Origin of the sequence: Curtobacterium sp. PhB130 (assembly GCF_003755165.1) — a bacterium.
GTDB lineage: Bacteria > Actinomycetota > Actinomycetes > Actinomycetales > Microbacteriaceae > Curtobacterium.
Genome location: NZ_RKII01000009.1, coordinates 258,725 through 283,226 on the forward strand (window position 1 = coordinate 258,725; position 24,502 = coordinate 283,226).

Annotated in this window: 20 protein-coding genes; 11 read left to right on the plus strand and 9 right to left on the minus strand. The window is 71.0% G+C overall.

The genetic code is table 11. The features are described 5' to 3' along the window. Nucleotides 1-114: 114 nt before the first annotated feature. Both EDF24_RS14730 and EDF24_RS14735 read left to right on the plus strand, forming a co-directional pair. Nucleotides 115-1,041, plus strand: coding sequence for a sulfurtransferase (locus EDF24_RS14730; protein ID WP_123703821.1), 927 nt, complete (start codon nucleotides 115-117; stop codon nucleotides 1,039-1,041). Next, on the plus strand, nucleotides 1,038-1,514 hold the full coding sequence (locus EDF24_RS14735) for a SufE family protein (RefSeq protein WP_123703823.1): 477 nt from the start codon (nucleotides 1,038-1,040) through the stop codon (nucleotides 1,512-1,514). Before EDF24_RS14730 ends, EDF24_RS14735 begins: the two co-directional genes overlap by 4 nt. Before the next feature lie 69 nt (nucleotides 1,515-1,583). Here EDF24_RS14735 and EDF24_RS14740 read toward each other — a convergent pair whose 3' ends face one another. Continuing rightward, nucleotides 1,584-2,807, minus strand: coding sequence for a S9 family peptidase (locus EDF24_RS14740; RefSeq protein ID WP_123703825.1), 1,224 nt, complete (start codon nucleotides 2,805-2,807; stop codon nucleotides 1,584-1,586). Between the two features lie 23 nt (nucleotides 2,808-2,830). Here EDF24_RS14740 and EDF24_RS14745 point away from each other — a divergent pair, with 23 nt between their 5' ends. From EDF24_RS14745 to EDF24_RS14765, 5 genes are all read left to right on the plus strand, one after another. Beyond that, a complete protein-coding gene (locus tag EDF24_RS14745; RefSeq protein WP_123653272.1) occupies nucleotides 2,831-3,445 on the plus strand; it encodes a DUF3000 domain-containing protein in 615 nt (204 codons plus the stop codon). Continuing rightward, on the plus strand, nucleotides 3,438-4,688 hold the full coding sequence (locus tag EDF24_RS14750; RefSeq protein WP_260233461.1) for an HRDC domain-containing protein: 1,251 nt from the start codon (nucleotides 3,438-3,440) through the stop codon (nucleotides 4,686-4,688). The genes EDF24_RS14745 and EDF24_RS14750 overlap by 8 nt, the downstream gene beginning before the upstream one ends. A 133-nt stretch (nucleotides 4,689-4,821) precedes the next feature. Next, nucleotides 4,822-6,033: a thiolase family protein gene (locus EDF24_RS14755; protein ID WP_123703827.1), complete on the plus strand. Its 1,212-nt coding sequence runs from the start codon at nucleotides 4,822-4,824 to the stop codon at nucleotides 6,031-6,033. Between the two features lie 2 nt (nucleotides 6,034-6,035). Then, entirely contained in the window at nucleotides 6,036-8,174 is a 2,139-nt protein-coding gene (locus EDF24_RS14760) for a 3-hydroxyacyl-CoA dehydrogenase NAD-binding domain-containing protein (RefSeq protein WP_123703829.1), read from the plus strand. A 102-nt stretch (nucleotides 8,175-8,276) separates the two neighbouring features. Then, on the plus strand, nucleotides 8,277-8,627 hold the full coding sequence (locus tag EDF24_RS14765) for a hypothetical protein (protein WP_123703831.1): 351 nt from the start codon (nucleotides 8,277-8,279) through the stop codon (nucleotides 8,625-8,627). A 159-nt stretch (nucleotides 8,628-8,786) separates the two neighbouring features. On the opposite strand, the gene dxs is transcribed toward EDF24_RS14765, so the two are convergent. The 5 genes from dxs to dut all read right to left on the minus strand — a co-directional run bounded on the left by dxs (nucleotide 8,787) and on the right by dut (nucleotide 15,816). Continuing rightward, a complete protein-coding gene (gene dxs / locus EDF24_RS14770; RefSeq protein ID WP_123703833.1) occupies nucleotides 8,787-10,772 on the minus strand; it encodes a 1-deoxy-D-xylulose-5-phosphate synthase in 1,986 nt (661 codons plus the stop codon). Nucleotides 10,773-10,903: 131 nt separating this feature from the next. Next, complete coding sequence (acnA, locus tag EDF24_RS14775; protein ID WP_123703835.1) at nucleotides 10,904-13,720, minus strand: aconitate hydratase AcnA; 2,817 nt, start codon at nucleotides 13,718-13,720, stop codon at nucleotides 10,904-10,906. Between the two features lie 128 nt (nucleotides 13,721-13,848). Then, entirely contained in the window at nucleotides 13,849-14,619 is a 771-nt protein-coding gene (locus EDF24_RS14780; protein WP_260233462.1) for a DUF3159 domain-containing protein, read from the minus strand. A gap of 13 nt (nucleotides 14,620-14,632) precedes the next feature. Next, entirely contained in the window at nucleotides 14,633-15,355 is a 723-nt protein-coding gene (locus tag EDF24_RS14785) for a DUF3710 domain-containing protein (RefSeq protein WP_123653267.1), read from the minus strand. After that, complete coding sequence (dut, locus tag EDF24_RS14790) at nucleotides 15,352-15,816, minus strand: dUTP diphosphatase (protein WP_123703837.1); 465 nt, start codon at nucleotides 15,814-15,816, stop codon at nucleotides 15,352-15,354. Before dut ends, EDF24_RS14785 begins: the two co-directional genes overlap by 4 nt. Nucleotides 15,817-15,881: 65 nt before the next feature. On the opposite strand from dut, the gene EDF24_RS14795 reads away from it, so the two are divergent. After that, complete coding sequence (locus EDF24_RS14795; protein WP_123653265.1) at nucleotides 15,882-16,313, plus strand: DUF3093 domain-containing protein; 432 nt, start codon at nucleotides 15,882-15,884, stop codon at nucleotides 16,311-16,313. A gap of 88 nt (nucleotides 16,314-16,401) precedes the next feature. Here the strand turns inward: EDF24_RS14795 and EDF24_RS14800 are convergent, their stop codons facing one another. Continuing rightward, nucleotides 16,402-16,701 carry a DUF4193 domain-containing protein gene (locus tag EDF24_RS14800; protein WP_031263038.1) on the minus strand — a complete coding sequence of 100 codons (300 nt, stop codon included), beginning with the start codon at nucleotides 16,699-16,701 and terminating at the stop codon, nucleotides 16,402-16,404. Between the two features lie 264 nt (nucleotides 16,702-16,965). On the opposite strand from EDF24_RS14800, the gene sepH reads away from it, so the two are divergent. After that, nucleotides 16,966-17,988: a septation protein SepH gene (sepH, locus tag EDF24_RS14805; RefSeq protein WP_185021678.1), complete on the plus strand. Its 1,023-nt coding sequence runs from the start codon at nucleotides 16,966-16,968 to the stop codon at nucleotides 17,986-17,988. A 57-nt stretch (nucleotides 17,989-18,045) separates the two neighbouring features. Here sepH and EDF24_RS14810 read toward each other — a convergent pair whose 3' ends face one another. Then, the gene (locus tag EDF24_RS14810; RefSeq protein WP_123703839.1) at nucleotides 18,046-19,197 is read right to left on the minus strand and encodes an alkaline phosphatase family protein; all 1,152 of its coding nucleotides are present in this window, start codon (nucleotides 19,195-19,197) and stop codon (nucleotides 18,046-18,048) included. A 59-nt stretch (nucleotides 19,198-19,256) separates the two neighbouring features. Between EDF24_RS14810 and EDF24_RS14815 the strand changes: the two genes are divergently transcribed. Further along, nucleotides 19,257-21,743, plus strand: a complete 2,487-nt coding sequence (locus EDF24_RS14815; RefSeq protein ID WP_123703841.1) for a DNA topoisomerase (ATP-hydrolyzing) subunit A — start codon at nucleotides 19,257-19,259, stop codon at nucleotides 21,741-21,743. Between the two features lie 136 nt (nucleotides 21,744-21,879). Here EDF24_RS14815 and EDF24_RS14820 read toward each other — a convergent pair whose 3' ends face one another. Next, a complete protein-coding gene (locus EDF24_RS14820; RefSeq protein WP_123703843.1) occupies nucleotides 21,880-24,006 on the minus strand; it encodes a type IIA DNA topoisomerase subunit B in 2,127 nt (708 codons plus the stop codon). A 194-nt stretch (nucleotides 24,007-24,200) separates the two neighbouring features. On the opposite strand from EDF24_RS14820, the gene EDF24_RS14825 reads away from it, so the two are divergent. After that, on the plus strand, nucleotides 24,201-24,425 hold the full coding sequence (locus EDF24_RS14825; protein ID WP_123653260.1) for a hypothetical protein: 225 nt from the start codon (nucleotides 24,201-24,203) through the stop codon (nucleotides 24,423-24,425). Nucleotides 24,426-24,502: the final 77 nt, after the last annotated feature.

Consider the following 24,502-nt stretch of genomic DNA (forward strand, 5'->3'; position numbering starts at 1 on the left):
AGCGTGTCGTGGGGTGTCACGTTGCATCGGGCAGACGGTACGTCCGCGTACCGTTGCTCCCGACGCCGACCACCGATCCTAGTCCGGCGTCACGACCCACAAGGAGGCACCTCGATGACCGCACCGGTCGACCCGTCCGACAAGTTCCGCGCCTACGCCCACCCCGAGCGACTCGTCTCGACCGAGTGGCTGCAGGAACAGCTGGACGCCGCACGAGCCGGAGCTGGCAGCGGGGCGAGGGACCTCGTGGTCGTCGAGTCCGACGAGGACGTCCTCCTCTACGAGACCGGACACATCCCCGGCGCCGTGAAGATCGACTGGCACACGGACCTCAACGACCCGGTGCAGCGCGACTACATCGACGGGGAGGCCTTCGCCGCCCTGGTCGGCGGCAAGGGCATCGGCCGCGACACCACCGTCGTGATCTACGGCGACAAGAACAACTGGTGGGCCGCGTACGCCCTCTGGGTCTTCACGCTCTTCGGTCACGAGGACGTCCGGCTCCTCGACGGCGGCCGCGCGAAGTGGATCGCCGAGGACCGCGCCCTGACGACCGACCGCACGGAGGTCACCCCGGTCGAGTACCCGGTCGTCGAGCGCACCGACACTCTCGTCCGCGCCTTCAAGGAGGACGTGCTCGACCACCTCGGCAAGCCCCTCATCGACGTGCGGAGCGCCCCGGAGTACAGCGGCGACCGCACGACGGCGCCGGACTACCCGGAAGAGGGCGCCCTCCGCGGCGGCCACATCCCGACCGCGGTGAACATCCCGTGGGCGACGGCGGCCGCCCCCGACGGCACCTTCAAGTCCCGCGCGGAACTCGACGCCGTGTACCGGGACGGCGCCGGCATCGGCGACGCGGACGAGGTCATCGCCTACTGCCGCATCGGCGAGCGGTCGAGCCACACCTGGTTCGTGCTCCAGCACCTGCTCGGCTACGAGAACGTGCGCAACTACGACGGCTCCTGGACCGAGTGGGGCAGCGCCGTCCGCGTCCCCATCGTGCAGGGATCAGAGCCGGGTACGCTGCCGAACCGATGAGCGACACGACCTCCCAGCACGACGCGACGACCCTCCCCCGAGCCCTCGCGGAGATCCGCGACGACTTCCTGGAACTGTCCCAGGCCGACCGCCTGCAGCTGCTCCTCGAGTTCTCGAACGAGCTCCCGGCGCTGCCGGAGCGGCTCCGTGGACACGAGGACGAACTGGAACGCGTCGAGGAGTGCCAGTCCCCCGTCTTCATCACGGTGACGCTCGGCGCGGACGGCGACGCCCCGGACGTGGTCCGGATGCACGCAACGGCCCCGCGCGAGGCGCCGACCACCCGCGGCTTCGCCTCGATCCTGGCGCAGGGCCTGTCCGGTCTGACCGCCGACCAGGTGCTCGCGGTGCCGTCCGACTACCCGCTGACGCTCGGCCTGTCCGAGGCGGTCAGCCCCCTGCGGATCCGCGGGATGGTCGGCATGCTCGGTCGCGTGCAGCGACAGGTGCACGCGCTGGTGGCGGTGCGGTAGACGCACCGGCAGATCGACGGGAGGCCCGGTGCCAGCTGGCACCGGGCCTCCCGTCGGTCGTGTGGTGGACTACCGGGCCCCGGCCCGGTCCTGCGGCCGGACCACCTCGGTGAGCCACGCGAGGATCCGGGCGTCGAACCAGTCGGCGTCGTGGTTCCAGAGCTTGGTGTGGCGGGCGCCGTGCGCGACCTCGAGCCGGACGAGGTCCGGGCGGGCGGCCGCCAGGTCGTGCGACGCGGCGGACGGGACGAACCCGTCGTCGTCGCTGTGCAGGAGCAGGATCGGCACGTCGAGCTCGTCGGCGCGGGCGACCATGTCGAGCTCGCGGAGGTCGACGGGCCGGTGCAGGCCGGCGAACCGGTGGAGCACCGGGGTGCGGAGGACGCGCTGGGCGACCTTCCGGACGATCTTCGGCAGCTTCAGCGCCTGCCCCTGGGACTTCAGCACCGCGTGCCAGTCGACCACGGGCGACTCCAGCACCACGCCGTCGACGAGGCGGGCCGAGGCCGAGCGCAGCAGCGTCTGCAGCACCACCGCGCCGCCCATCGACCAGCCCATCAGCACGACGCTCGTCGCGCCCTGGCCGTCGACCCAGCGGAGCGCGGCGTCCACGTCTTCCCACTCCGTCGAGCCGAGCCCGTACCGGCCATCGACGCTCTTCGGTGCGACGCCGTCGTTCCGCCACGAGGCGAGGAGCACGGAGTAACCGGCGGCACGGAACACCGGGACGGCACGGATGGTCTCCGCGCGGGTGACGCCGCGGCCGTGGACGAGGACGGCCCACGGGGCTGCCGGGTCGTCGGCACGGACGACCCACGCGGGTGCCGGACCGTTCGGGGTCGGGACGTCGACGTCCTCGACCGGGACGTCGAGTTCGCCGGGCGTCAGGTAGAACCAGCCGCCCCAGCGGCCACGGCGGGCGTTCGTCGGGTCGCCGGCGTCGACCGCGATGATGCGCCGCGTGACGGTCGTCGCGGTGGTGCCGATCACGTCGCCGACGCGCATGTGGCCCGTGCCGCTGCCGAACCAGAGGCTGTAGCGGCCCTGCAGCTCGGTGTCCGGCGACCGCTCGAGCGTGACGGTGCCGCGGCCGGTGTCGACGGCCACGATCGGGACGCGCTCGGTCCGCTTGCGGTCCGGCGTGACGACCATCCGGGCGATCGCGGCGACGAAGCCACCGATCACCGCGGTGCCGACCGCGGCGGCCGCGATCCCGGTGCCGAGGGCGACGAGCCCAGCGGAGCGTGCGGTGTCCTGCGCCGGCTCACCGGCGGGTCGCGCGGAACGGGACATGGTCCGGAGCCTAGTCTGCATTCGTGTCCGAAACCCGAGAGCCCGACGCCTTCGCGCAGCTCCGCGCGTTCGTCGCGGCGGGCGGGACCCGCGCCGAGACGACGGTCACCGAGATCCCGTCCCCGAGCCGCATGGCACCCTTCTCGATCGCCCTCGCGGCGGACGTGTCGGGTGTGGAGCACGGGGTCGACTCGGACCTGGGGACCGGCCGGTTCATCGCCCTGTACGACCCCGCCGAGCCCGAGGGCTGGCACGGGGCGTTCCGCATCGTGACGTTCGCGCAGGCGCCGCTCGAACCCGAGATCGGGGTCGACGAGTTCGTCGCCGACGTCACGTGGAGCTGGCTCGTGGACGCGCTCGACGCGCACGGCGCCGAGTACGACCACGCTTCGGGCACCGCAACCAAGATCATCTCCCGCGGCTACGGCGAACTCGCCGCCCAGGGCGACGGCGCACAGCTGGAGCTCCGGGCGTCGTGGACGCCGCGCGTCGTCGACCTGGACGGCGCCGGTCTCGGCGCCGCCGACCTCGTCGCGCACGTCGAGGCGTGGGAGGAGATCGTCGCCATGCTCGCAGGACTGCCGCCGTCGTCGGACGGTGTGACGCTCCTCGGCCCGAGGAGGCTCGCCCGTGACTGATGCCCTGACTGTTCCGTTCGAAGAAGGGCACGACGCGGTCAAGGTGATCGAGTCGCGCGACGACTACCTCGAGGCCGTCGCGGCGATCGCCGCCGGACACGGCCCCGTCGCCGTCGACGCCGAGCGCGCCAGCGGCTACCGGTACTCGCAGCGCGCCTACCTGATCCAGGTGTTCCGCCGCGACGCCGGCGCCTTCCTGTTCGACCCCATCGCGATCGGCTCGTTTCAGGAGCTGCAGGACGCGATCGTCGACGAGGAGTGGCTCTTCCACGCCGCGTCGCAGGACCTCCCCTGCCTCCGCGAGGTCGGGCTCGTCCCCACTCGGATCTTCGACACCGAGCTCGGCGCGCGGATCGCCGGGTTCCCCCGCGTGGGCCTCGGCGCCGTCGTCGAGCAGCTCCTCGGGATCACGCTCGCGAAGGCACACTCCGCGGCGGACTGGTCGACCCGGCCGCTGCCGCAGTCCTGGCTCGTCTACGCCGCGCTCGACGTCGAGCTGCTGCCGGACCTCCGCGACGCCCTCGCCGCCGTGCTCGACGAGGCGGGCAAGACCGAGATCGCCTGGCAGGAGTTCGACGCCGTGCTGCACCGCGCCCCGAAGCCCGCTCGTGCCGAGCCCTGGCGTCGGCTCTCCGGGATGCACGCGCTCCGCGGCACCCGTGCGCTCGCGATCGCCCGGTCGCTGTGGACCGCCCGGGACGCCTTCGCGCAGGAGACCGACATCGCTCCGGGCCGGATCATCCCGGACTCGGCCATCGTCGCCGCTGCCGCCGCCGCTCCGGAGTCCCGCAAGGACCTCGCCGCGGTGAAGGCGTTCACGGGCCGGGCCAGCCGGTCCGAGCTCGACCGCTGGTGGGCCGCCGTCGACGAGGGCCGGACCACCGAGGACCTGCCGCGCCTCCGGGGCAAGGGCGAGCCGACGCTGCCGCCACCCCGCGCGTGGGCGGACCGGAACCCCGCCGCCGACCGTCGGTACAAGGCCGCACGAGCCGCGGTCACGACACGCGCCGAGGAGCTCGACATCCCGCTGGAGAACCTCCTCACGCCGGACACGCTCCGGACCATCTCGTGGGAGCCCCCGGCGACCGTGTCGGACGAGTCCGTGGCGGCGGCGCTCGTCGCGCTCGACGCCCGGCCCTGGCAGGTCGAGGCGACCGCGTCCCTCATCGCATCCGCCTTCACCGCGCCCGCCGTTGTCGCTGCTGCACAGGACTCCTCCGCGGAGGACCCGGCGGTCTCGTAGGAACCGACCAACCGAGGTGCTGCCGCCCAGGCGCGGGGCATAGCGTCGGGAGGGACGTCGGGGTACGCCCCGACACAGGGCCAGGGCGGACCGATCGCCCGGCTCGATCGATGTGGATCTGTGGAGGCCAGCTTTGCCAAAGGCATCAGACGTCGTCTTCGTCGACGGCGTGCGGACACCGTTCGGACGTGCCGGGGAGAAGGGGGTGTTCTGGCGGACCCGCGCCGACGACCTCGCCGTGCACGCGATGCGTGGCCTGCTCGACCGGAACAGTTCGCTCGACGGTGCCGCGGTCGATGACGTCGCGGTGGCGGCCACCACCCAGCAGGGCGACCAGGGCCTCACCCTCGGCCGCACCGTCGGGATGCTCGCCGGCCTGCCGAAGTCCGTCCCCGGGTACGCCATCGACCGGATGTGCGCCGGCGCCATGACGAGCGTGACGACCCTCGCGGGTGCGATCGCGTTCGGCGCGGCCGACATCGCCATCGCCGGTGGCGTCGAGCACATGGGCCGCCACCCGATGGGCTTCAACGCCGACCCGAACCCGCGCTTCGTCGCGGAGCGCATGGTCGCTCCCGACGCGCTCGTGATGGGCAACACCGCCGAGCGCCTGCACGACCGTTTCCCCGCGATCACGAAGGACCGCACCGACGCCTTCGCCGTGCAGTCCCAGCAGCGGTACGCCGCCGCCTGGGGCGCCGGCAAGCTGCAGCCGGACGTCGTCCCGGTCGAGGTCAACACCGGAGCAGGCTGGGACATCGTGTCGGCCGACGAGCCGCCGCGTCCCGGCACCACCCTGGAGGCCCTGGCCGCGTTGAAGACGCCGTTCCGCCCCCACGGACGGGTCACCGCCGGCAACGCCGCCGGACTCAACGACGGCGCGACGATGAGCCTTCTGGCGTCGTCGGCCGGCGCGGCGGAGCACGGCCTGCCGACGAAGATGCGCATGGTCTCGTTCGCCTTCGCCGGCGTCGAGCCCGAGGTGATGGGCGTGGGCCCGGTGCCCGCCACGGACAAGGCACTGTCGAAGGCCGGCCTGTCGATCGACGACATCGGCCTGTTCGAGATCAACGAGGCGTTCGCCGTGCAGGTGCTCGCCTTCCTGGACAACTACGGCATCGCGCAGGACTCCCCGAACGTCAACGCCTGGGGCGGTGCGATCGCCGTCGGGCACCCGCTGGCCTCGAGTGGCGTCCGCCTGATGAACCAGCTCGCGGCGCAGTTCGCCGAACGGCCCGACGTCAAGTACGGCATCACCACGATGTGCATCGGCCTGGGCCAGGGCGGCACCGTCATCTGGGAGAACCCCTCGTACAGCAAGTCCGCGGCTCGGAAGGCGGCCTGACCATGACCCTCGTCGACAACGACCAGCTGCTCGCGCTCTCCGAGGACGAGGTCGTCACCCACTCCTACGTCAAGCACGTCGCGCTGCCCTCCGGCGGCACCCTCGCGCTCATCACGCTCGACAACGGCAAGGACTACAAGCGCCCCTCGACCCTCGGCCCGCGCACGCTCATCGAGCTCTCCGGGGTGCTCGACACCCTGGGGACCGAAGCGGCGAACGGCACCGTCCAGGCCGTCGCGGTCACCGGCAAGGAGTACTGCTTCGCCGCCGGGGCCGACCTGTCCCAGGCTGCGTCCGTGCCGTCGCGCGAGGTCGCCCACGACCTCGCGGCCCTCGGGCACGCGACGCTCCGGAAGTTCAGCGACCTGGGTGTCCCGTCGTTCGCGTTCATCAACGGGATCGCGCTCGGCGGCGGCCTCGAGATCGGGCTGCACTGCGACTACCGGGTGTTCTCGTCCGCCGCGCAGGGCATCGGGCTGCCCGAGGTCTTCCTCGGCATCATCCCCGGCTGGGGTGGTGCGACCCTGCTCCCCCGCCTCATCGGCCCGGAGAAGGCGCTCCGGGTCATCGTCGAGAACCCGCTCAAGAACAACCGTCTGATGGACGGCGCGGCAGCGGTCGAGCTGGGCATCGGTGACGCACTCATCCCCTCGGTGACGTTCCTGCCGTCCGCGGTCGCGTGGGCCGACGGCGTCGTGGCCGGACGCACCAAGGTCGTCCGGAAGAACGAGCCCGGCATGCTCGAGAAGGCCGCGTGGGGCACGGTCGTCAAGGTCGCCCGCTCGCAGGTCGCATCGAAGATCGGCACCGTCCCGAAGTCGCCGTTCCGTGCGCTCGACCTGGTGGCGGCCGCGAAGTCGGGCTCCCTCGACGAGCGGTTCGCCGGTGAGGACGACGCACTCGCCGACCTGCTGTCCGGCGACCAGTTCGCGGCGTCGATGTACGCCTTCGACCTCGCGCAGAAGCGCGCGAAGCGTCCGGTCGGTGCACCGGAGGGCGTCGAGGGGAACAAGATCACGAAGGTCGGCGTGCTCGGCGCGGGGCTGATGGCGTCGCAGTTCGCGCTGCTGTTCGCCCGCCGGCTCGGCGTCCCGGTCGTCATCACCGACGTGGACCAGGCCCGTGTCGATGCCGGTGTCGCGCGCATCCACGGTGAGGTCGCGAAGCTGCTCGAGAAGGGCCGCGTGTCCCCGGACGACGCGAACCGCATCACCGCACTGGTCAGTGGCTCGGTGTCGTACGACGCCTTCGCCGACGCCGACTGGGTCATCGAGGCCGTGTTCGAGGAGATGTCCGTCAAGCAGTCGGTCCTCGCGGCCATCGAGAAGGTGATCGCGCCGGACGCGATCCTCGCGACGAACACCTCGTCCTTGTCCGTGGGAGCGATGGCGAGCGTGCTCGAGCACCCGTCACGACTCGTCGGGTTCCACTTCTTCAACCCGGTCGCCGTCATGCCCCTCGTCGAGGTCGTCCGCGCCGCCGAGACCTCCGACGAGGCCGTCGCCACGGCGCTGTCCGTCGCGAAGACCCTGAAGAAGACGGCGATCGTGACCGCCGACCAGCCGGGCTTCGTCGTGAACCGGGTCCTCGCCCGCGTGCTCGGCGAGGCGATGCGCGGCGTCGAGGAGGGCACCCCGTTCGACGTCGTCGCCGCCGGCGCACAGCCCCTCGGGCTGCCGATGTCCCCGTTCGAGCTGCTCGAGCTCGTCGGGCTCCCGGTCGGCGCGCACGTGCTCGACTCGCACCACGCCGCATGGCCGGAGCGCTTCTACCCCGGCGACGGACTGAAGAAGATCGCCGAGTTCGGGCACATCCTGACGCGCGACAAGAAGGGCAACGCGACCGGGTACGACCCCGCTGCCGTGAAGCTCGTCGCACCGTCGCGCCGCGATGCCTCCCCGGTCGACGCGGCCGCGATGCAGCAGCGCTTCGAGGACGCCCTCGCGGACGAACTGCACCGGATGCTCGAGGACGGCGTCGTCGAGCACGTGGAGGAGATCGACCTCGGGCTGATCCTCGGCGCGGGCTACCCGTTCCAGGCCGGTGGCATCAGCCCGTACCTCGACCGCTCCGGAGCCTCGGAGCGCGTCTTCGGCGGCACGTTCCACGACCCGGCGATCGTCGGCCCCGCCTCCCGCTGATCACTGCACCCGGTCACGGACGCAGCACCACGGATCCCCGTGGTGCTGTGTCCGTTCCGCGGTGCGGTGCGGCCTGGTCCGGTCCGGGCGTAGATTCGAGCCATGCAGGACTGGTGGGCGCCGAAGACGACCGGTGGGCCGTCCGTCGTGCTCCCGCTCCCGCTCACCGAGGTCCCGGCCACACTCCGACGCGCGATCGACGCCGTCCCGGGTGCTGCCGCGATGGAGATCCGGGCGGACGGCGCGGTGATTGGCCGCCGGACGTCCTTCGCCCTCCGTGCCGAGAACATCGTCGTGGCGTTCGAGCGCATCGACGCGGGGTCGAGCCGCGTGCGCATCATCCGCGAGGGCCGCGACGGCCTCGACTCCGGCAGGGTCCTGTTCGTGAGCCCGATGGCGCGGGCCGTCCTCCGCGAGGCACGCGCCGCCGCCACTCTGCCGCCGCCGTCCTGACGCGCCCCGCAGCCCCCGCGCGGCCGCGGGCGCTGCCGCTGCCGCCGCCGCCCTCGCTGCGGCGGCGCTGGCGCGGACTGGCGTCGCACAACCGAAACCGCCTTGCACCACGGACGTCCGTGGTTCGAGGCGGTTTCGGTTGTGCGGCGCCGAACCGCGCTAGCGCTCGGACGACGACGGCGACGCGGACGACGACGCGGACGACCCTGCGCCCGCCGACCCCGCGGACGACCGCGCCCGCGCGGGCTTCGCCTGCGGCAACTTCGTCCCGACCACCTGGTCGATGACGTCGCGCGCGATCGTCTGCGCCGTGAGCCCCACGTCGGTGAGGATCTGGGAGCGCGTCGCGTGGTCGATGAACTCGTCCGGCAGCCCGAGCTCGTTCACCCCGGTGTCGACGCCCGCTGCGCGCAGGTCCTGCCGCAGCCGCGTCCCGACGCCACCGACGCGCACGCCGTCCTCGACCGTGATCACGAGCCGGTGCGACCGCGACAGCTCGATGAGCGACGCCGGGATCGGCACCACCCACCGCGGGTCGACGACGGTGACGCCGATCCCCTGCGACTCGAGCAGCGCCGCCGCCTCGAGCGCGACGGGCACCATGGACCCGACGGCCACGATCAGCACGTCCTCGTCGGACGAGTCCGACTCGTGCAGCACGTCGACGCCGTCCGACAGGCGCCGGAGCGCGGGGATGTCCGGCCCGACCTGCCCCTTCGACCAGCGGAGCACGGTGGGCGCGTCGTCGATCGCCACGGCTTCGCGGAACTCCTCCCGCAGCGTGGGGGCGTCACGGGGCGCGGCGATCCGGATGCCCGGCACGACCTGCAGCAGCGCGAGGTCCCACATGCCGTGGTGCGAGGGGCCGTCGGGACCGGTGACCCCGGCACGGTCGAGCACGAACGTCACGCCGGCGCGGTGCAGCGCCACGTCCATCAGCACCTGGTCGAACGCCCGGTTGATGAACGTGGCGTACAGCGCGACGACGGGGTGCAGTCCCCCGTAGGCGAGTCCGGCGGCGGTGGTCACGGCGTGCTGCTCCGCGATGCCGACGTCGTAGACGCGCTCGGGGTGCTGCTGCTGGAACAGGTGCAGCCCGGTCGGCCGGAGCATCGCAGCCGTGATCGCGACGATCCTGGGGTCCTCGTCGCCGAGCTCCGCCAGCGAGTTCGCGAACACCGAGGTCCACGACGGGCCCGAGGCGGTCTCGAGCGACTCCCCGGTCTCGGGGTCGATGTGCCCGACGGCGTGGAACTGGTCCGCCTGGTCGCGGAGCGCCGGCTCGAAGCCGTGGCCCTTCTCCGTGATGGCGTGCACGATGACCGGCGCGCCGTAGGCCTTGGCCTGTCGGAGCGCGGCTTCCATCGCCTGCTGGTCGTGGCCGTTCACCGGGCCGATGTACTTGACGTCGAGGTTCGAGTACAGCGCCTCGTTGTTCGTGAACCGGGACAGGAACCCGTGCATCCCGCCGCGCATCCCCCGGTAGACGGCCCGGCCGGGTGCACCGAACCGTGCGGCGACCGCCTGCGTCTTCTCGAACAGGGCGCGGTACTCGCGGCGCGTCCGCACCGAGTTGAGGTACCGGGCCATCCCGCCGATCGTCGGGGCGTACGAGCGCCCGTTGTCGTTGACGACGATCACGAGGCGACGGTCGTTGTCGTCGGAGATGTTGTTGAGCGCCTCCCACGTCATCCCGCCGGTGAGCGCGCCGTCGCCGACGACCGCGACGACGGTGCGTCCGGACTGGCCGGTCTGCCGGAAGGCCCGGGAGATCCCGTCCGCCCAGGACAGCGATGAGGACGCGTGCGAGGACTCGACGATGTCGTGCTCGGACTCGCTCCGCTGCGGGTACCCGGCGATGCCGCCGCGCTCCCGCAGGTGCGAGAAGTCCTGCCGCCCGGTGACGAGCTTGTGCACGTACGACTGGTGCCCGGTGTCGAAGACGAACGGGTCGTTCGGGGAGTCGAACACCCGGTGCATCGCGAGCGTCAGCTCGACGACGCCGAGGTTGGGCCCGAGGTGCCCGCCGGTCTTGGCGACCTCCGCGACGAGGAACCGCCGGATCTCCGCGGACAGTTCCGTCATCTGCGCGTCACTGAGACGCTTCAGGTCGCGCGGCGACGTGATGCTGGCGAGCAAGCTCACGGGCGCTCCTTCCATGCTGCGAATGCCCCACTCTATGCGCGTGACCAGCAGACGGACTGGAGGCCCGTGGCGGGTTCGCCACGGGCCTCCAGTCCGATCCGGTCAGCGTCAGCAGACCGTGGTCACCTTGCTCAGACGAGCGAGCGGAGCACGTACTGCAGGATGCCGCCGTTGCGGTAGTAGTCCGCTTCACCGGGGGTGTCGATGCGGACCACCGCGTCGAACCCGACGGGCTGCTTGCCCTCGGGCGAGTGCTCGCTCGGCGTCGCGGTGACGTGCACCGTCTTCGGGGTCCGGCCCTCGTTGAGCTCGGTCAGCCCGGAGATCGAGACGACCTCGGTCCCGTCGAGCCCGAGGGACTCGATCGACTCGCCGACCGGGAACTGCAGCGGGACGACGCCCATGCCGATGAGGTTCGAGCGGTGGATGCGCTCGAAGCTCTCGGTGATGACGGCCTTCACGCCGAGCAGGTTCGTGCCCTTGGCCGCCCAGTCGCGCGACGACCCGGAGCCGTACTCCTTGCCGCCGAAGACGACCAGCGGGATGCCCTGCTCCTGGTAGTGCTGCGAGGCGTCGTAGATGAACGACTGCTCGCCGTCGGGCGTCGTGAAGTCACGGGTGTAGCCGCCCTCCACGCCGTCGAGGAGCTGGTTGCGCAGGCGGATGTTCGCGAACGTGCCGCGGATCATGACCTCGTGGTTCCCGCGACGCGAGCCGTAGGAGTTGAAGTCCTTGCGGTCGACGCCGTGCTCGGCGAGGTACTTGCCCGCCGGGCTGTCGGCCTTGATCGAACCGGCCGGCGAGATGTGGTCGGTCGTGACTGAGTCACCGAGCTTCGCGAGCACACGGGCACCGGAGATGTCCGAGACCGCGTCCGGGGTCATCGTCATGCCCTCGAAGTACGGGGGCTTCCGGACGTACGTCGACTCGGCATCCCACTCGAAGGTGTCGCCCGTCGGGGTCGGCAGGTTCTTCCACCGGTCGTCACCCTCGAACACGGAGCCGTACTCGTGGGTGAACATCTCGGTGTCGATGGACTCGTCGATGACCTGCTGGACCTCTGCCGCGTCGGGCCAGATGTCGGCGAGGAAGACGTCGTTGCCGTCCGAGTCCTTGCCGAGGGCGTCCTTGTCGAAGTCGAAGTGCATCGACCCGGCGAGGGCGTACGCGATGACCAGCGGCGGGGACGCCAGGTAGTTCATCTTCACGTCGGGGTTGATGCGCCCCTCGAAGTTGCGGTTGCCGGAGAGCACCGCGGTGACGGCGAGGTCGTTGTCCTGCACGGCCTGCGAGATCTCCTCGGGCAGCGGGCCCGAGTTGCCGATGCAGGTGGTGCAGCCGTAGCCCACCGTGTAGAAGCCGAGCTGCTCGAGGTAGGTCGTGAGGCCGGCCTTCTCGTAGTAGTCCGTGACGACCTTCGAGCCCGGTGCGAGCGTGGTCTTGACCCACGGCTTCGCGGTCAGGCCCTTGTTCGCGGCGTTCCGGGCGAGGATGCCGGCGGCCATCATGACCGACGGGTTCGACGTGTTCGTGCACGAGGTGATCGCGGCGATCGCCACGGCGCCGTGGTCGATGGTGAACGGGTCGGCCCCGTCCATCAGGACCTTCGTCGGCTGCGAGGCGGTCGACGGGGCGCTCGACACGTACACGTGGTCGTGCGTCTTCGTGTCCTCGTTCGTCGAGCCGGCGGCGATCGGGTCGGAGGCCGGGAAGGTCTCCTCGACCGCGTCGTCCAGGTCGGTCTGCGCCGACGGCACCGTGTAGTTGTTCAGGTCGACCTCGAACTGGTCCTTCGCCTTCGACAGCTCGATGCGGTCCTGCGGACGCTTCGGGCCGGAGATCGACGGGACGACCGTGGAGAGGTCGAGCTCCATGTACTCGGAGTAGTTCGGCTCGACGGAGGCGTCGTGCCAGAGCCCCTGGGCCTTGGAGTAGGCCTCGACCAGGGCGATCTGCGCTTCGTCGCGGCCGGTCAGGCGGAGGTAGTCGAGCGTGACGTCGTCGACCGGGAAGATCGCGGCGGTGGAGCCGAACTCCGGCGACATGTTGCCGATGGTGGCGCGGTTCGCGAGCGGGACGGCGCTGACGCCCTCACCGTAGAACTCGACGAACTTGCCGACGACGCCGTGCTTGCGGAGTTCCTGCGTGATGGTGAGCACCACGTCGGTCGCGGTCACGCCGGCCGGGATCTCACCGGAGAGCTTGAAGCCGACGACCTTCGGGATGAGCATCGACACCGGCTGGCCGAGCATCGCTGCCTCGGCCTCGATGCCGCCGACGCCCCAGCCGAGCACGCCGAGCCCGTTCACCATGGTGGTGTGCGAGTCGGTGCCGACGAGGGTGTCCGGGTACGCGTAGGTCTCGCCGTCGAAGTCACGCGCGTAGGTGACCTTCGCCAGGTACTCGATGTTGACCTGGTGGACGATGCCGGTTCCCGGCGGGACGACCTTGAAGTCCTCGAACGCGGTCTGGCCCCAGCGGAGGAACTGGTAGCGCTCCCCGTTCCGCTCGTACTCGAGGTCGGTGTTGCGCTGGAGCGCGTCCGTGCTGCCGAAGAGGTCGGCGATGACGGAGTGGTCGATGACCATCTCGGCCGGCGACAGCGGGTTGATCTTGTTCGGGTCCCCGCCGATGTCGGCCATCGCCTCGCGCATGGTGGCGAGGTCGACGATGCACGGGACACCGGTGAAGTCCTGCATGACCACGCGGGCCGGGGAGAACTGGATCTCGGTGTCCGGGTCGGCCTCGGGCCGCCAGGAGCCGAGCGAGCGGATCTGGTCCGCCGTGACGTTCTTGCCGTCCTCGGTGCGGAGGAGGTTCTCGAGCAGCACCTTGAGGCTGTACGGGAGCTTCTCGTGGCCGGGGACCGAGTCGATCCGGTGGATCGCGTAGTCGACACCCCCAACCGACAGTGTGTCCTTCGAGCCGAAGCTATTGACTGCAGCCACCGTGCCGCCTCCCTACTGATCGGTTTGCCCTCATCTTCGCGGGCCGCGGATCGTCCCACCAGCAAGGCAAACCTAAACCCGCCGGCTGTGGTGCGCCCGGCGGGAGATGTCTTGATGTCGAGATAACTCTACACCGCGCGGGCGTCGCCCTCGTCGCGCTTGAAGACCGTGCGGACCAGGAGCCACGTCACCCAGAGCAGTGCCGCGTACAGCGGGACGCCGGTGATGAGCTTGATGCCGGCGAGGAGTTCGACCTGCGCCGTGAGGTAGAGCGGGATCTCGATGACCAGGCGGAGCGCGAAGAGGCCCACCCACATCCACGTGGCCACGGTGAGGACCCGGCGCTTCGCGGGGTCGGCCCGCCAGTCCATCGGGCCGCCGTCCTCACCCTGGGCCAGCAGCCCGACGATGAGCCCGATGAGCGGACGACGGATCGCCAGGGTCACGAGGAGCCCGAGGAGGCAGACCAGGTTGATCACGATGCCCGGGATGAAGTTGCTCTCCGCCTTGCCCGTGATGAGCGCGAGGCCCGCCGAGATCGCCACGCCGAGGATGCCGGCGAAGGACATCGCGAGCGACTGGCGCTGCAGCAGTCGGAGCACGACGAACACGAGTCCGACGACCACGGGGATCACGACGCTCGGTACGAGTTCCTTCGTGACCGCGTACACGATCAGGAACGCGAACCCGGGCAGGACCGACTCGGCGAGGCCGCGGGCACCGCCGATCGCGGTCACGAGGGCCTTGCCCGACGGGGCTTCCCCTGGTGCCACCTGGCCGATGCCGGCGTTCCGGACGGCGTCGCGGAGCTGCGCGTTCAGCGAGAGCGGCTGCTCCCGCTCGTCCGCGAAGCGGTCGTCCGCGACACGGTCGTCACGGTCGTCGTCCTGCTCGGGCACCGGCACACCAGCCTCAGATCGCCGACTGCGTCGACTTCGGCATGTGCAGCGGGATCAGGTCGCGCGGCGGCATCGGCGTGCCACCACGGACGACCACGACGCTGCGGAACAGCTCCTCGATCTCCTCGGCGGACTCCGGGTCCTCCGCCGCCTTGCCCGCGATCACACCGCGGAGGAACCAGCGGGGACCGTCGACGCCGATGAAGCGCGCGGGACGAGCACCGCCGGTGCCGCCCTCCCCGTCGACGACGACGGGGACGGTGGCGCGGAGCTCGGGGCCGAACGGACCGTCGACCTCGGTCACGGAGCCGCCCTGCCGCTCGATCTGCTCGGCGATCTGCGCGCGGATCTCGTGCCAGAGCCCGGTGGAGCGGGGTGCTGCGAACGGCTGGACCTGCAGCGTGGACTCGTCGTAGTCGAGCCCGACGGCGACGACGCGCTGCGAGCCCTCCTCGACCTCGAGCCGCAGGTGCAGGCCCTCGCGCGGCAGGATCTTCACGCCGCCGAGGTCCACGTACGGCCGGACCGGGTTCGCCTCGGTCTCGTCGAGCGGCCCGTTGTCCTCACGGTCCTCCGGTGCGGACTTGTCCGTCGGGGCCACCGCCACGACCTCGTCGAGGCCGGCGTCGGCCTCGTCGGCGAGCTCGACCTCGGGGGTCGTCTCCGCCACCTCGACGTCGCCGGCGACCGCTTCGGCCACCTCGACCTCGTCACGCTTGCGTCGCCCGATCCTCATCGCTTGGTCCCTTCCTGCTCGTTCGTGACACCGTAGCCCGATGATCCGAAGCCGCCCTGGCCGCGGACGCTGTCCGGGAGCGCGTCGACGCGGGTGAAGACCGCCTGGGTCACCGGCATCACGATCATCTGCGCGATCCGGTCGCCGGCCTGCACCGCGTACGGCTCGGTGGCGTCGGTGTTCAGCAGCGCGACCTTGATCTCGCCGCGGTAACCGGCGTCGACCGTGCCGGGGGCGTTCACGATGGTGATGCCGTGCTTCGCGGCGAGACCGCTGCGCGGCACGACGAAGGCGGCGTGGCCGTCCGGGAGCGCGATCGACAGCCCCGTGCCGACGAGCCGACGCTCACCGGGAGCGAGGACGAAGGCCTCGGTCGAGACGAGATCGGCACCGGCATCACCGGGGTGGGCGTAGCCGGGAGCGTTCTCCCCGGTCCAGAGGACGTCGACTGGTTCGGTCACGTGTCGAGGGTAGTGCAGACCGTGACCGTTCCGTGACCTGCCCCGACTCGTGGTCGAATGGTCTCGTGACCCTGTACCGCGAACGCCTCTGGGCGCCGCCGAGCCTGTACCTGGCGACGGCGCTCGTCATCCCCGCGAGCCTCCTCGTGTTCCTCCCGATCAACATCACGACGGGGATCGTCGTCGCCGTCTGCATGGAGCTCGCCGTCCTGGTGCTCCTGTGGGTGATGGCCCCCGTCATCGAGGTGACGGAGACCGAGTTCCGCGCCGGCCGTGCCCATCTCCCCCGGACGCTGGTGGGCGACGTCGCCGGTTTCACCGGCGCCGAGGCGACGACCCAGCGCGGGCCGAAGCTCGACGCCCGTGCGTGGACGCTCTTCCGCGGCTACGTCAAGGGCGTCGTGCGCGTCGAGGTGCACGACGACGCCGACCCCACCCCCTACTGGCTGGTCAGCGTGCGCGACCCGGAGAAGGTCGCGGCGGCCCTCCGGTCCTGAGCCGTCCCGACCGCACGTCGGTCGGCAAACGCATGACGGGAGGCCCGGTGCCAGCTGGCACCGGGCCTCCCGTCGTCACATGCGTGCCCTAGAGCGCCGCGCACTCCGCGCAGACCGGGCCGAGCTTCGACTCGTGGTCGAGCTGTGAGCGGTGCTTCACGAGGAAGCACTCGACACAGGTGAACTCGTCGACCTGCGGGGGGAGCACGACGACGTCCAGGTCGACGTCGCTGAGGTCCTGCCCGGCCAGCTCGAAGCTGCCCGGGTTGTCGGAATCATCATCGACGACCCCCGACATCTTGTCGGGCACGCGCTCCTTGAGGGCCTCGATCGACTCCGAATCGGAGTTGTCGTCGGTCTTCCGGGGGGCGTCGTAATCGGTGGCCATGCCCATCCATTTCTCGTATCGAGAGGGTCGTCGCCGGAGATCGGCGGCGACAGTATCCAACACGCGCCGCCCAGATGCAAACTGAACGTCGGGTGGCTCGTCTGGCGCTGCAACCCGTGACCGCGCCCGTCCATTCCCGGGGTCCGGGAAACGATGCGGACGAGCACGCGGCACGCCCGTGCGCCTCCCCGGATTCCGCTCCCTCCCGCTGCATACTTCCCGGGTACGACGCACGACCGTACGCACGCATCGGAAGGCGGAACCATGCAAGACGTGAGAGTCATCGGAGTGGAATCCGGGGCGCTCCTGCTCGCGACCGACGGCGGCAGCGAGTTCCGGTTGCCCGTCACCTCGGCGCTGCCGGGGCAGGTCCGGCAGGCGAACCCCGACGGCACGCCGCAGAAGCGGGTGTCCCCCAAGGACGTGCAGGCGCGCATCCGGGGCGGTGCCGACGCCACCGACGTCGCGGCCGCGCTGGACGTCGACGTCGAGTACGTCCGTCGCTTCGAGGGCCCCGTCCTCGCTGAGCGTGCCTTCATCCTCGACGCCGCGCACCGCGTCGCCGTCACCCCCGTCGACGACAGCACGCCGGACACCTTCGGCGAGGCGATCACCGCCCGGCTCGACACCGGCGACGCCACCGGTGTCGCGTGGTCGAGCTGGAAGCACGTCGAGAACGGCTGGATGGTGCAGGTCCGCTACACCGCCGCCGAGGTCGAGCACGACGCCCAGTGGCACTTCGACCCGAAGACGTCGACGCTGACGCCGGACAACGGCGACGCGCACCGCCTGTCGCACACCGAGGACGAGGGGCTCGCACCGCGGCTCCGCGCCGTCGAGCTCGACCCCGAGGACACCGACGGCACCCGCTTCGACTCCGGCGCCTTCCGCGTCGACGAGCCGGACGAGGACGTCACCAACCCCGAGGTCACCGACCGCGCACCGCTCCGTCCGCCGCTCCCCCGCATCGGCACGGCGCAGATCGAGGAACGCGCCCCGGGCAACGAGACCGCCGATCTGCTCGAGGCGCTCCGGCGTCGCCGTGGCGAACGCGAGTCGGTGTCCTTCGCCGACCAGCGCGACGAGCCGCGCGGCTCCGTCAGCGTGGTGGACATCCCGCTGCAGGGCTTCGACGACACGAACGACACCGCACCGCAGCCGGACGGCCGTCCGGCATCGGCTCCGGAACCGGAGGCGCGTCAGGAGCGCAAGAAGCGCAACCGGCGCTCCATGCCGAGCTGGGACGAGATCGTCTTCGGGACGCGTCCCGACGACGACATGGCCTGAGAGCGGCCCTGGAGGCTCGAACCACCCCGGTCACGCACCTCGCGTGACCGGGGTGGTTCAGTTGGCGAAGGCGCCGGCGAGCCGCAGTGGCACGCCCACCTCGTCGTCGGTGAGGGCACCGTGCTGCCCGACCATCCGCTTCGGGTCCTTGCGCGGGTCGAGCTCCCGGTCGTCGTTGAACGCCCACGAGCCCCGCGCCACGACGACGACGTCCCCGATCCGGGGCAGCACCGCGTCGGACACCGTGCCGAACCACCCGGCCGCGACCGCTTCGTCGCGGCTGGCGACGTACGCCCGCTTGCCGTACCGCGTGCGCCACGCCTCGACCAGCGCGGGGACGTCGGTCCCCGGCGCGACGCTCAGCTGGCGGCAGCGCGGGTCCCCCGCGACCCCGACGACGTCGGCCAGCAGGTCCGGGTCGATCGCGATGTTCGCCTCGGGCGGGACGTCGAGCATCCCGTGGTCGGCCGTGACCAGCACCCCGACGTCCGGCGCCACGCGGGCGTCGAGCCGGGCCAGTTCGCCGTCGAGGAGTTCGAGCGCCCCGGTCCACTTCTCGGACTGCCACCCGGACTTGTGCCCGATCGAGTCGAGCTCCGGGACGTAGAGGTACACGAGCGAGCGACCCGTGGCGGTCTCCGCCAGGGCCGCGTCGACGCGCTCGGCGATCGCGTCGGCAGCGACGTACCGAGCGCCGCCGAGGACGTTCGCGGTCATGCCCGACGTGCGGTAGCGGGCCGGACCCACCACCACGGGGTCGATGCCGTGCGCGGCGGCCTCGGTGAACAGCGTCGGGGCGAGGAGCCACCCGGCCGGGACCTCGGAGTCCCACCCGCCGAGGAGGTTCATCACCGTGCCCGTGTCCGGGTTCCAGCCGCTGTACCCGACCACGCCGTGCGTCCCGGGCGAGCGGCCGGTCGTCAGGGTGGAGAGCGCTGCGGCCGTCGTCGTGGGGAACCCGCTGCGCAGGCGCTTCCGGGAGGCCGCCAGGAACCGCGCGTGCCCGGCGCGCGCTGCGAGGGAGCCCGCACCGAGGCCGTCGACCAGGACGACGACGACGGAACGTGCGGGACGGAGGGCGATCCGTGCCTCCAGGCCGTGTGATCGCACCCACGCGTCGTCCGCGGCGCCGAGCGCCACCAGGCAACTCGGGAGCACGTCGGCGAGGTTCGCGGTGTCGTCGGGGGTGGTCGGTACGCTGGTTGCCATCCTCAGAAGTCTCCCAGATCACGCTGGGCCGGATCGTTCTGGGCCTGCAGGAAGGTGCCATGGCACGCACGGACGCAGTCGGCCTGCCCGACGGTGAGCGCATCGAGGACGTCGACGTCTCCGAGGAGATGCAGGGCTCCTTCCTCGAGTACGCGTACTCCGTCATCTACTCGCGCGCGCTCCCGGACGCGCGGGACGGCCTCAAGCCGGTGCAGCGCCGCATCCTGTACCAGATGTCCGAGATGGGCCTCCGGCCCGATCGCGGCCACGTCAAGAGTGCGCGTGTCACCGGTGAGGTGATGGGCAAGCTGCACCCGCACGGTGACGGTGCGATCTACGACGCCCTCGTCCGGATGGCGCAGCCGTTCACGATGCGCGTCCCGCTGGTCGACGGCCACGGCAACTTCGGCTCGCTCGACGACGGCCCCGCCGCCGCCCGCTACACCGAGGCGCGCCTGGCCGAGCCGTCCATGGCGATGACCGAGGGGCTCGGCGAGGACGTCGTCGACTTCGTGCCGAACTACGACAACCAGATCATGCAGCCGGGCGTGCTGCCGGCGGCGTTCCCGAACCTCCTGGTGAACGGGGCCTCGGGCATCGCGGTCGGCATGGCGACGAACATGGCGCCGCACAACCTCGGTGAGGTGGTCGAGGCGGCGAAGCACCTGCTGATGAACCCCCGAGCCACCCTCGAAGAGCTGATGGAGTACGTGCCGGGGCCGGACCTGCCCTCGGGCGGCACGATCGTCGGGCTCTCCGGCGTGCGCGACGCGTACGCCACCGGCCGCGGCACGTTCCGCACCCGGTCGAAGGTCTCCGTCGAGAACCTGACGCCCCGGAAGACCGGGCTCGTCGTCACCGAGCTCCCCTACCTCGTCGGCCCGGAACGGGTGATCGAGAAGATCAAGGACGGCGTCCAGTCCAAGAAGCTCGTCGGCATCTCGGACGTCAACGACCTCACGGACCGGAACCACGGGCTGCGGCTCGTGATCGGCATCAAGTCCGGCTTCAACGCCACCGCCGTGCTCGAGCAGCTGTACAAGCACACGCCGCTCGAAGAGGGCTTCGGCATCAACAACGTCGCACTCGTGGGCGGGTCCCCGAAGACCCTCGGGCTGCGTGAGCTGCTCGACGTCTACGTGCAGCACCGGCTCGCGGTCGTCACGCGCCGCTCCGAGTACCGGCTGGCACGTCGACGTGAGCGCCTGCACCTCGTCGAGGGCCTGCTCGTCGCGATCCTCGACATCGACGAGGTCATCGAGGTCATCCGCTCCTCGGACGACTCCGAAGCCGCGCGCTCCCGCCTGCAGGACGTCTTCGACCTGTCCGAGGTGCAGGCCGAGTACATCCTCGAACTGCGGCTCCGTCGCCTGACGAAGTTCTCCCGCCTCGAGCTCGAGGGCGAGCGTGACCAGCTCCTCGCCGACATCGCCGCCCTCGAAGCGCTGCTGGCGTCCGACGAACGGCTCCGCGCCCAGGTCGCGCTCGAGCTCACCGAGGTGTCGGACAAGTTCGCCACGCCGCGCCGCACCCTGCTGACCGAGGCCGACGCACCGGTCCGCGGCGGCAAGAAGGCCGTCGTGAACCCCGAGGACCTGCAGGTCGCGGACGCACCGTGCCGCGTGCTGCTCTCCACCACCGGGCGGATCATCCGCGTCGACATCCCGTCCTCCGAGCTCGACGTCGTCCGGGTGCCGAAACGCTCCAAGCACGACGCCGTCCTCGGCTCCGTGGTCAGCACCGTCCGCGGACAGGTCGGTGCCCTGACCTCCACGGGGCGCATCGTGCGGTTCTCCCCCGTCGACGTCCCCGCCGTGCCGCCCGCCGCGGTCCGGCTCGACGCCGGCGTCCGGATCAACGACTACATCGGCATCCCCCGGTCGGAGTCCGTGGTCGCGATCGTGGACCTGAGTGCCGCTTCGGATCTCTCGGTCGCGATCGGCACGGCGCAGGGCGTCGTGAAGCGGGTCGTCCCCGGAGCCTGGCCGGACAAGCCGGACTTCGTCGCGATCGGCCTGAAGCCGGGCGACTCGGTCGTCGGCGCGACGCAGTCGCCGGAGACGGACGACCTCGTGTTCATCACCTCGAACGCACAGCTGCTGCGGTTCCCGGCATCGGCCGTCCGCGCGCAGGGGCTCCCCGCCGGTGGCGTCGCCGGTGTCGCACTGGCTGCGGGCGCGTCGGTGATCTGGTTCGGCGCGGTCGCCCCCTCCGAGGACGCCGTCGTCGCCACCGTGTCCGCGTCCTCCTCGGCGCTGCCGGGGACCGACACCGGGCGCGCGAAGGTGTCCTCGTTGTCGGAGTTCCCGGCGAAGGGCCGTGCCACCCAGGGTGTCCGCGCGCACGCGTTCCTCAAGGGCGAGGACGGGCTCACCGTGGCGTGGGCGGGCATCGCACCGCCGCACGCGGTCGGGGCCGACGGGGCCGCACGGACCCTGCCCGACTGGCTGTCGAAGCGGGACGGCTCGGGCAGCCCGCTCGAGGCGGTCATCGGGTCGATCGGCGGCAGCGCCGCGGCGCTCGACGGCACGCGCGGCGAGGCGTAGGCGCCGGCGCGCGCCGGCGCGCGCTGCGCCGCGCTTCTGGTGCGCGAAAGCGACAGTGGTCGGCCGGTCTCCGGCCGACCACTGTCGCTTTCCGCCACCACTTCGCGCGCACGCCCGCCCGCCGGGCCCCTGCGCGTCAGACGTCGATGCGGTCGCGGTCCAGGCCCTCGCCGGCCAGGATGAACTCCTTGCGCGGGGCCACGTCGTTGCCCATGAGCAGCTCGAAGACCTTCGCGGCACCTTCGGCGTCGTTGACGTTCACCCGGCGCAGCGTGCGGTGCGCACGGTCCATCGTGGTCTCCGCCAGCTGGTCCGCGTCCATCTCGCCGAGGCCCTTGTACCGCTGGATCGGCTCCTGGTACTTCTTGCCGGACTTCTCGAGCTTCTTCAGGAGCGTCTGCAGTTCCTGCTCGGAGTAGGTGTAGATCGTGTCGTTCGGCTTGCCGCGGTTCACCACGACGACCCGGTGCAGCGGCGGCACGGCGGCGAAGACCCGACCCTGCTCGATCATCGGACGCATGTACCGGAAGAACAGGGTCAGGAGCAGCGTCCGGATGTGGGCGCCGTCGACGTCGGCGTCGGACATGATGATGACCTTGCCGTAGCGAGCCTGGTCGAGTTCGAACGTGCGACCCGAGCCGGCACCGATGACCTGGATGATCGACGCGCACTCGGCGTTGCTGAGCATGTCGGAGACCGACGCCTTCTGCACGTTCAGGATCTTGCCGCGGATCGGCAGCAGCGCCTGGTACTCGCTGTTGCGCGCGAGCTTGGCGGTGCCGAGGGCGGAGTCCCCCTCGACGATGAAGAGCTCCGTGCCCTCGACGTCGTTCGAGCGGCAGTCCGCGAGCTTCGTCGGCAACGAGGAGTTCTCCAGCGCGTTCTTCCGGCGCTGGGTCTCCTTGTGGGCGCGGGCCGAGATCCGGGACTTCATCTCGGAGACGACCTTCTCGAGCAGGGCCGCCGCCTGGGCCTTCTCGGTGCGCTGCGTCGAGGTGAGGATCTCGGTCAGGCGCTTGGACACGACCTGGTCGACGATCTTCCGGACCGCCGGGGTGCCGAGCACTTCCTTCGTCTGGCCTTCGAACTGCGGCTCGGGCAGCCGGACCGTCAGCACGGCGGTCATGCCGGCGAGGACGTCGTCCTTGTCGAGCTTGTCCTGGCCGACCTTGAGCTTGCGGGCGTTCGCTTCCACCTGGGTGCGGACGGCCTTCATCACGCCGCTCTCGAAGCCGGCCTGGTGCGTGCCGCCCTTCGGCGTCGCGATGATGTTGACGAAGCTGCGGAACACGGTCTCGTAGCCGCCGCCCCAGCGGAGCGCCAGGTCCACCTCGCACGAGCGCTCGACGTCGGTGGAGACCATGTGGCCCTTGTCGTCGAGCATCGGCACGGTCTCGGTGAAGGTCCCGGTGCCCTGGATGCGCCAGACGTCGGTCAGCGCGGTGTCCGGGGCGAGGTGCTCGACGAACTCGCCGATCCCGCCTTCGTACCGGAAGCGTTCGATGACCGGACCGGTGTCGACCGCGGTGCCGGTGGCTTCGGCCCGGGCGGCTGCCGCTTCGATCGCGGCGGGACGCTCGTCGGTGATGGTCAGGCCGAGCCCGGGGACCAGGAACGCGGTCTGGCGCGCCCGGTTGACCAGGTCGGACATGCTGAAGGCGGCGTCCTTCGTGAAGATCTGCCGGTCGGCCCAGTAGCGGATCCGCGAGCCGGTGACACCCTTCTTGACCTTGCCCACGACACGGAGCTCGCTCCCCGAGGTGAACGGGCTGAACGGCGCGTCCGGGCCGATGCCCTTCGCGTCGTCGAAGGTGCCGGGCTCGCCGCGGTGGAAGGACATCGCGTAGGTCTTGCCGCCGCGGTCGACCTCGACGTCGAGGCGCTCCGACAGCGCGTTCACGACCGAGGCGCCGACGCCGTGCAGACCACCGGAGGCCGCGTACGACCCCGAGCCGAACTTGCCGCCGGCGTGCAGCTTGGTGAACACGACCTCGACCCCGGTGAGGCCGGTCTTCGGTTCCACGTCGACCGGGATGCCACGCGCGGTGTCGGTGACCTGGACGGAGCCGTCCGGGAACAGCCGCACGCCGATCTCGTCACCGTGCCCGGCGAGGGCTTCGTCGACGGAGTTGTCGATGATCTCCCACAGGCAGTGCATGAGGCCGCGGGAGTCCGTCGAGCCGATGTACATGCCGGGACGCTTCCGAACGGCCTCGAGTCCTTCGAGGACGGAGAGATGGCGTGCGGAGTAGTCGGAGCTCACCTCCCGAGAATACCGAGCACCACCGACACTCCCCGCGCTGACACTCGCACTGGGGGCCGCCGATCCGCGCTCAGCGAAATGGGGGTCCCACAATGCGACGTATTCAGGCAGCACGTGTTGAAATGGGTGGACCCGACCGCACCCCGTGCGGATGGGCCGACCCGCACCACCTGCGATCCGTGAGGAGCACAGCAATGACCCAGACCGTGCAGGACCTCTCCATCGACGAACTCGGCAGCCACCAGCTCACCGCTGCTGACCGTTGCGACAGCTGCGGCGCGCAGGCGTACATCCGAGCCACCATGGCGAGCGGTGAACTGTTCTTCTGCGCCCACCACGGCGCGGAGTTCAAGGACAAGCTCGCCGCCACCGCCATCGAGTGGCACGACGAGAGCAGCCGACTCTACGAGTCGAAGTAGTCGCGCCCGACGCGACCCAGAACGAACGGGAGGCACGGTGCCAGCTGGCACCGTGCCTCCCGTCGTTCGTTCGTGTG

Bases quoted from the DNA above. Each gene is read 5' to 3' on its own strand.
- EDF24_RS14730 (WP_123703821.1), top strand. From the start codon at position 115: ATGACCGCACCGGTCGACCCGTCCGACAAGTTCCGCGCCTACGCCCAC.
- EDF24_RS14735 (WP_123703823.1), top strand. From the start codon at position 1,038: ATGAGCGACACGACCTCCCAGCACGACGCGACGACCCTCCCCCGAGCC.
- EDF24_RS14740 (WP_123703825.1), bottom strand. From the start codon at position 2,807: ATGTCCCGTTCCGCGCGACCCGCCGGTGAGCCGGCGCAGGACACCGCA.
- EDF24_RS14760 (WP_123703829.1), top strand. From the start codon at position 6,036: ATGACCCTCGTCGACAACGACCAGCTGCTCGCGCTCTCCGAGGACGAG.
- EDF24_RS14765 (WP_123703831.1), top strand. From the start codon at position 8,277: ATGCAGGACTGGTGGGCGCCGAAGACGACCGGTGGGCCGTCCGTCGTG.
- EDF24_RS14785 (WP_123653267.1), bottom strand. From the start codon at position 15,355: ATGAGGATCGGGCGACGCAAGCGTGACGAGGTCGAGGTGGCCGAAGCG.
- EDF24_RS14800 (WP_031263038.1), bottom strand. From the start codon at position 16,701: ATGGCCACCGATTACGACGCCCCCCGGAAGACCGACGACAACTCCGAT.
- sepH (WP_185021678.1), top strand. From the start codon at position 16,966: ATGCAAGACGTGAGAGTCATCGGAGTGGAATCCGGGGCGCTCCTGCTC.
- EDF24_RS14810 (WP_123703839.1), bottom strand. From the start codon at position 19,197: ATGGCAACCAGCGTACCGACCACCCCCGACGACACCGCGAACCTCGCC.
- EDF24_RS14815 (WP_123703841.1), top strand. From the start codon at position 19,257: ATGGCACGCACGGACGCAGTCGGCCTGCCCGACGGTGAGCGCATCGAG.
- EDF24_RS14825 (WP_123653260.1), top strand. From the start codon at position 24,201: ATGACCCAGACCGTGCAGGACCTCTCCATCGACGAACTCGGCAGCCAC.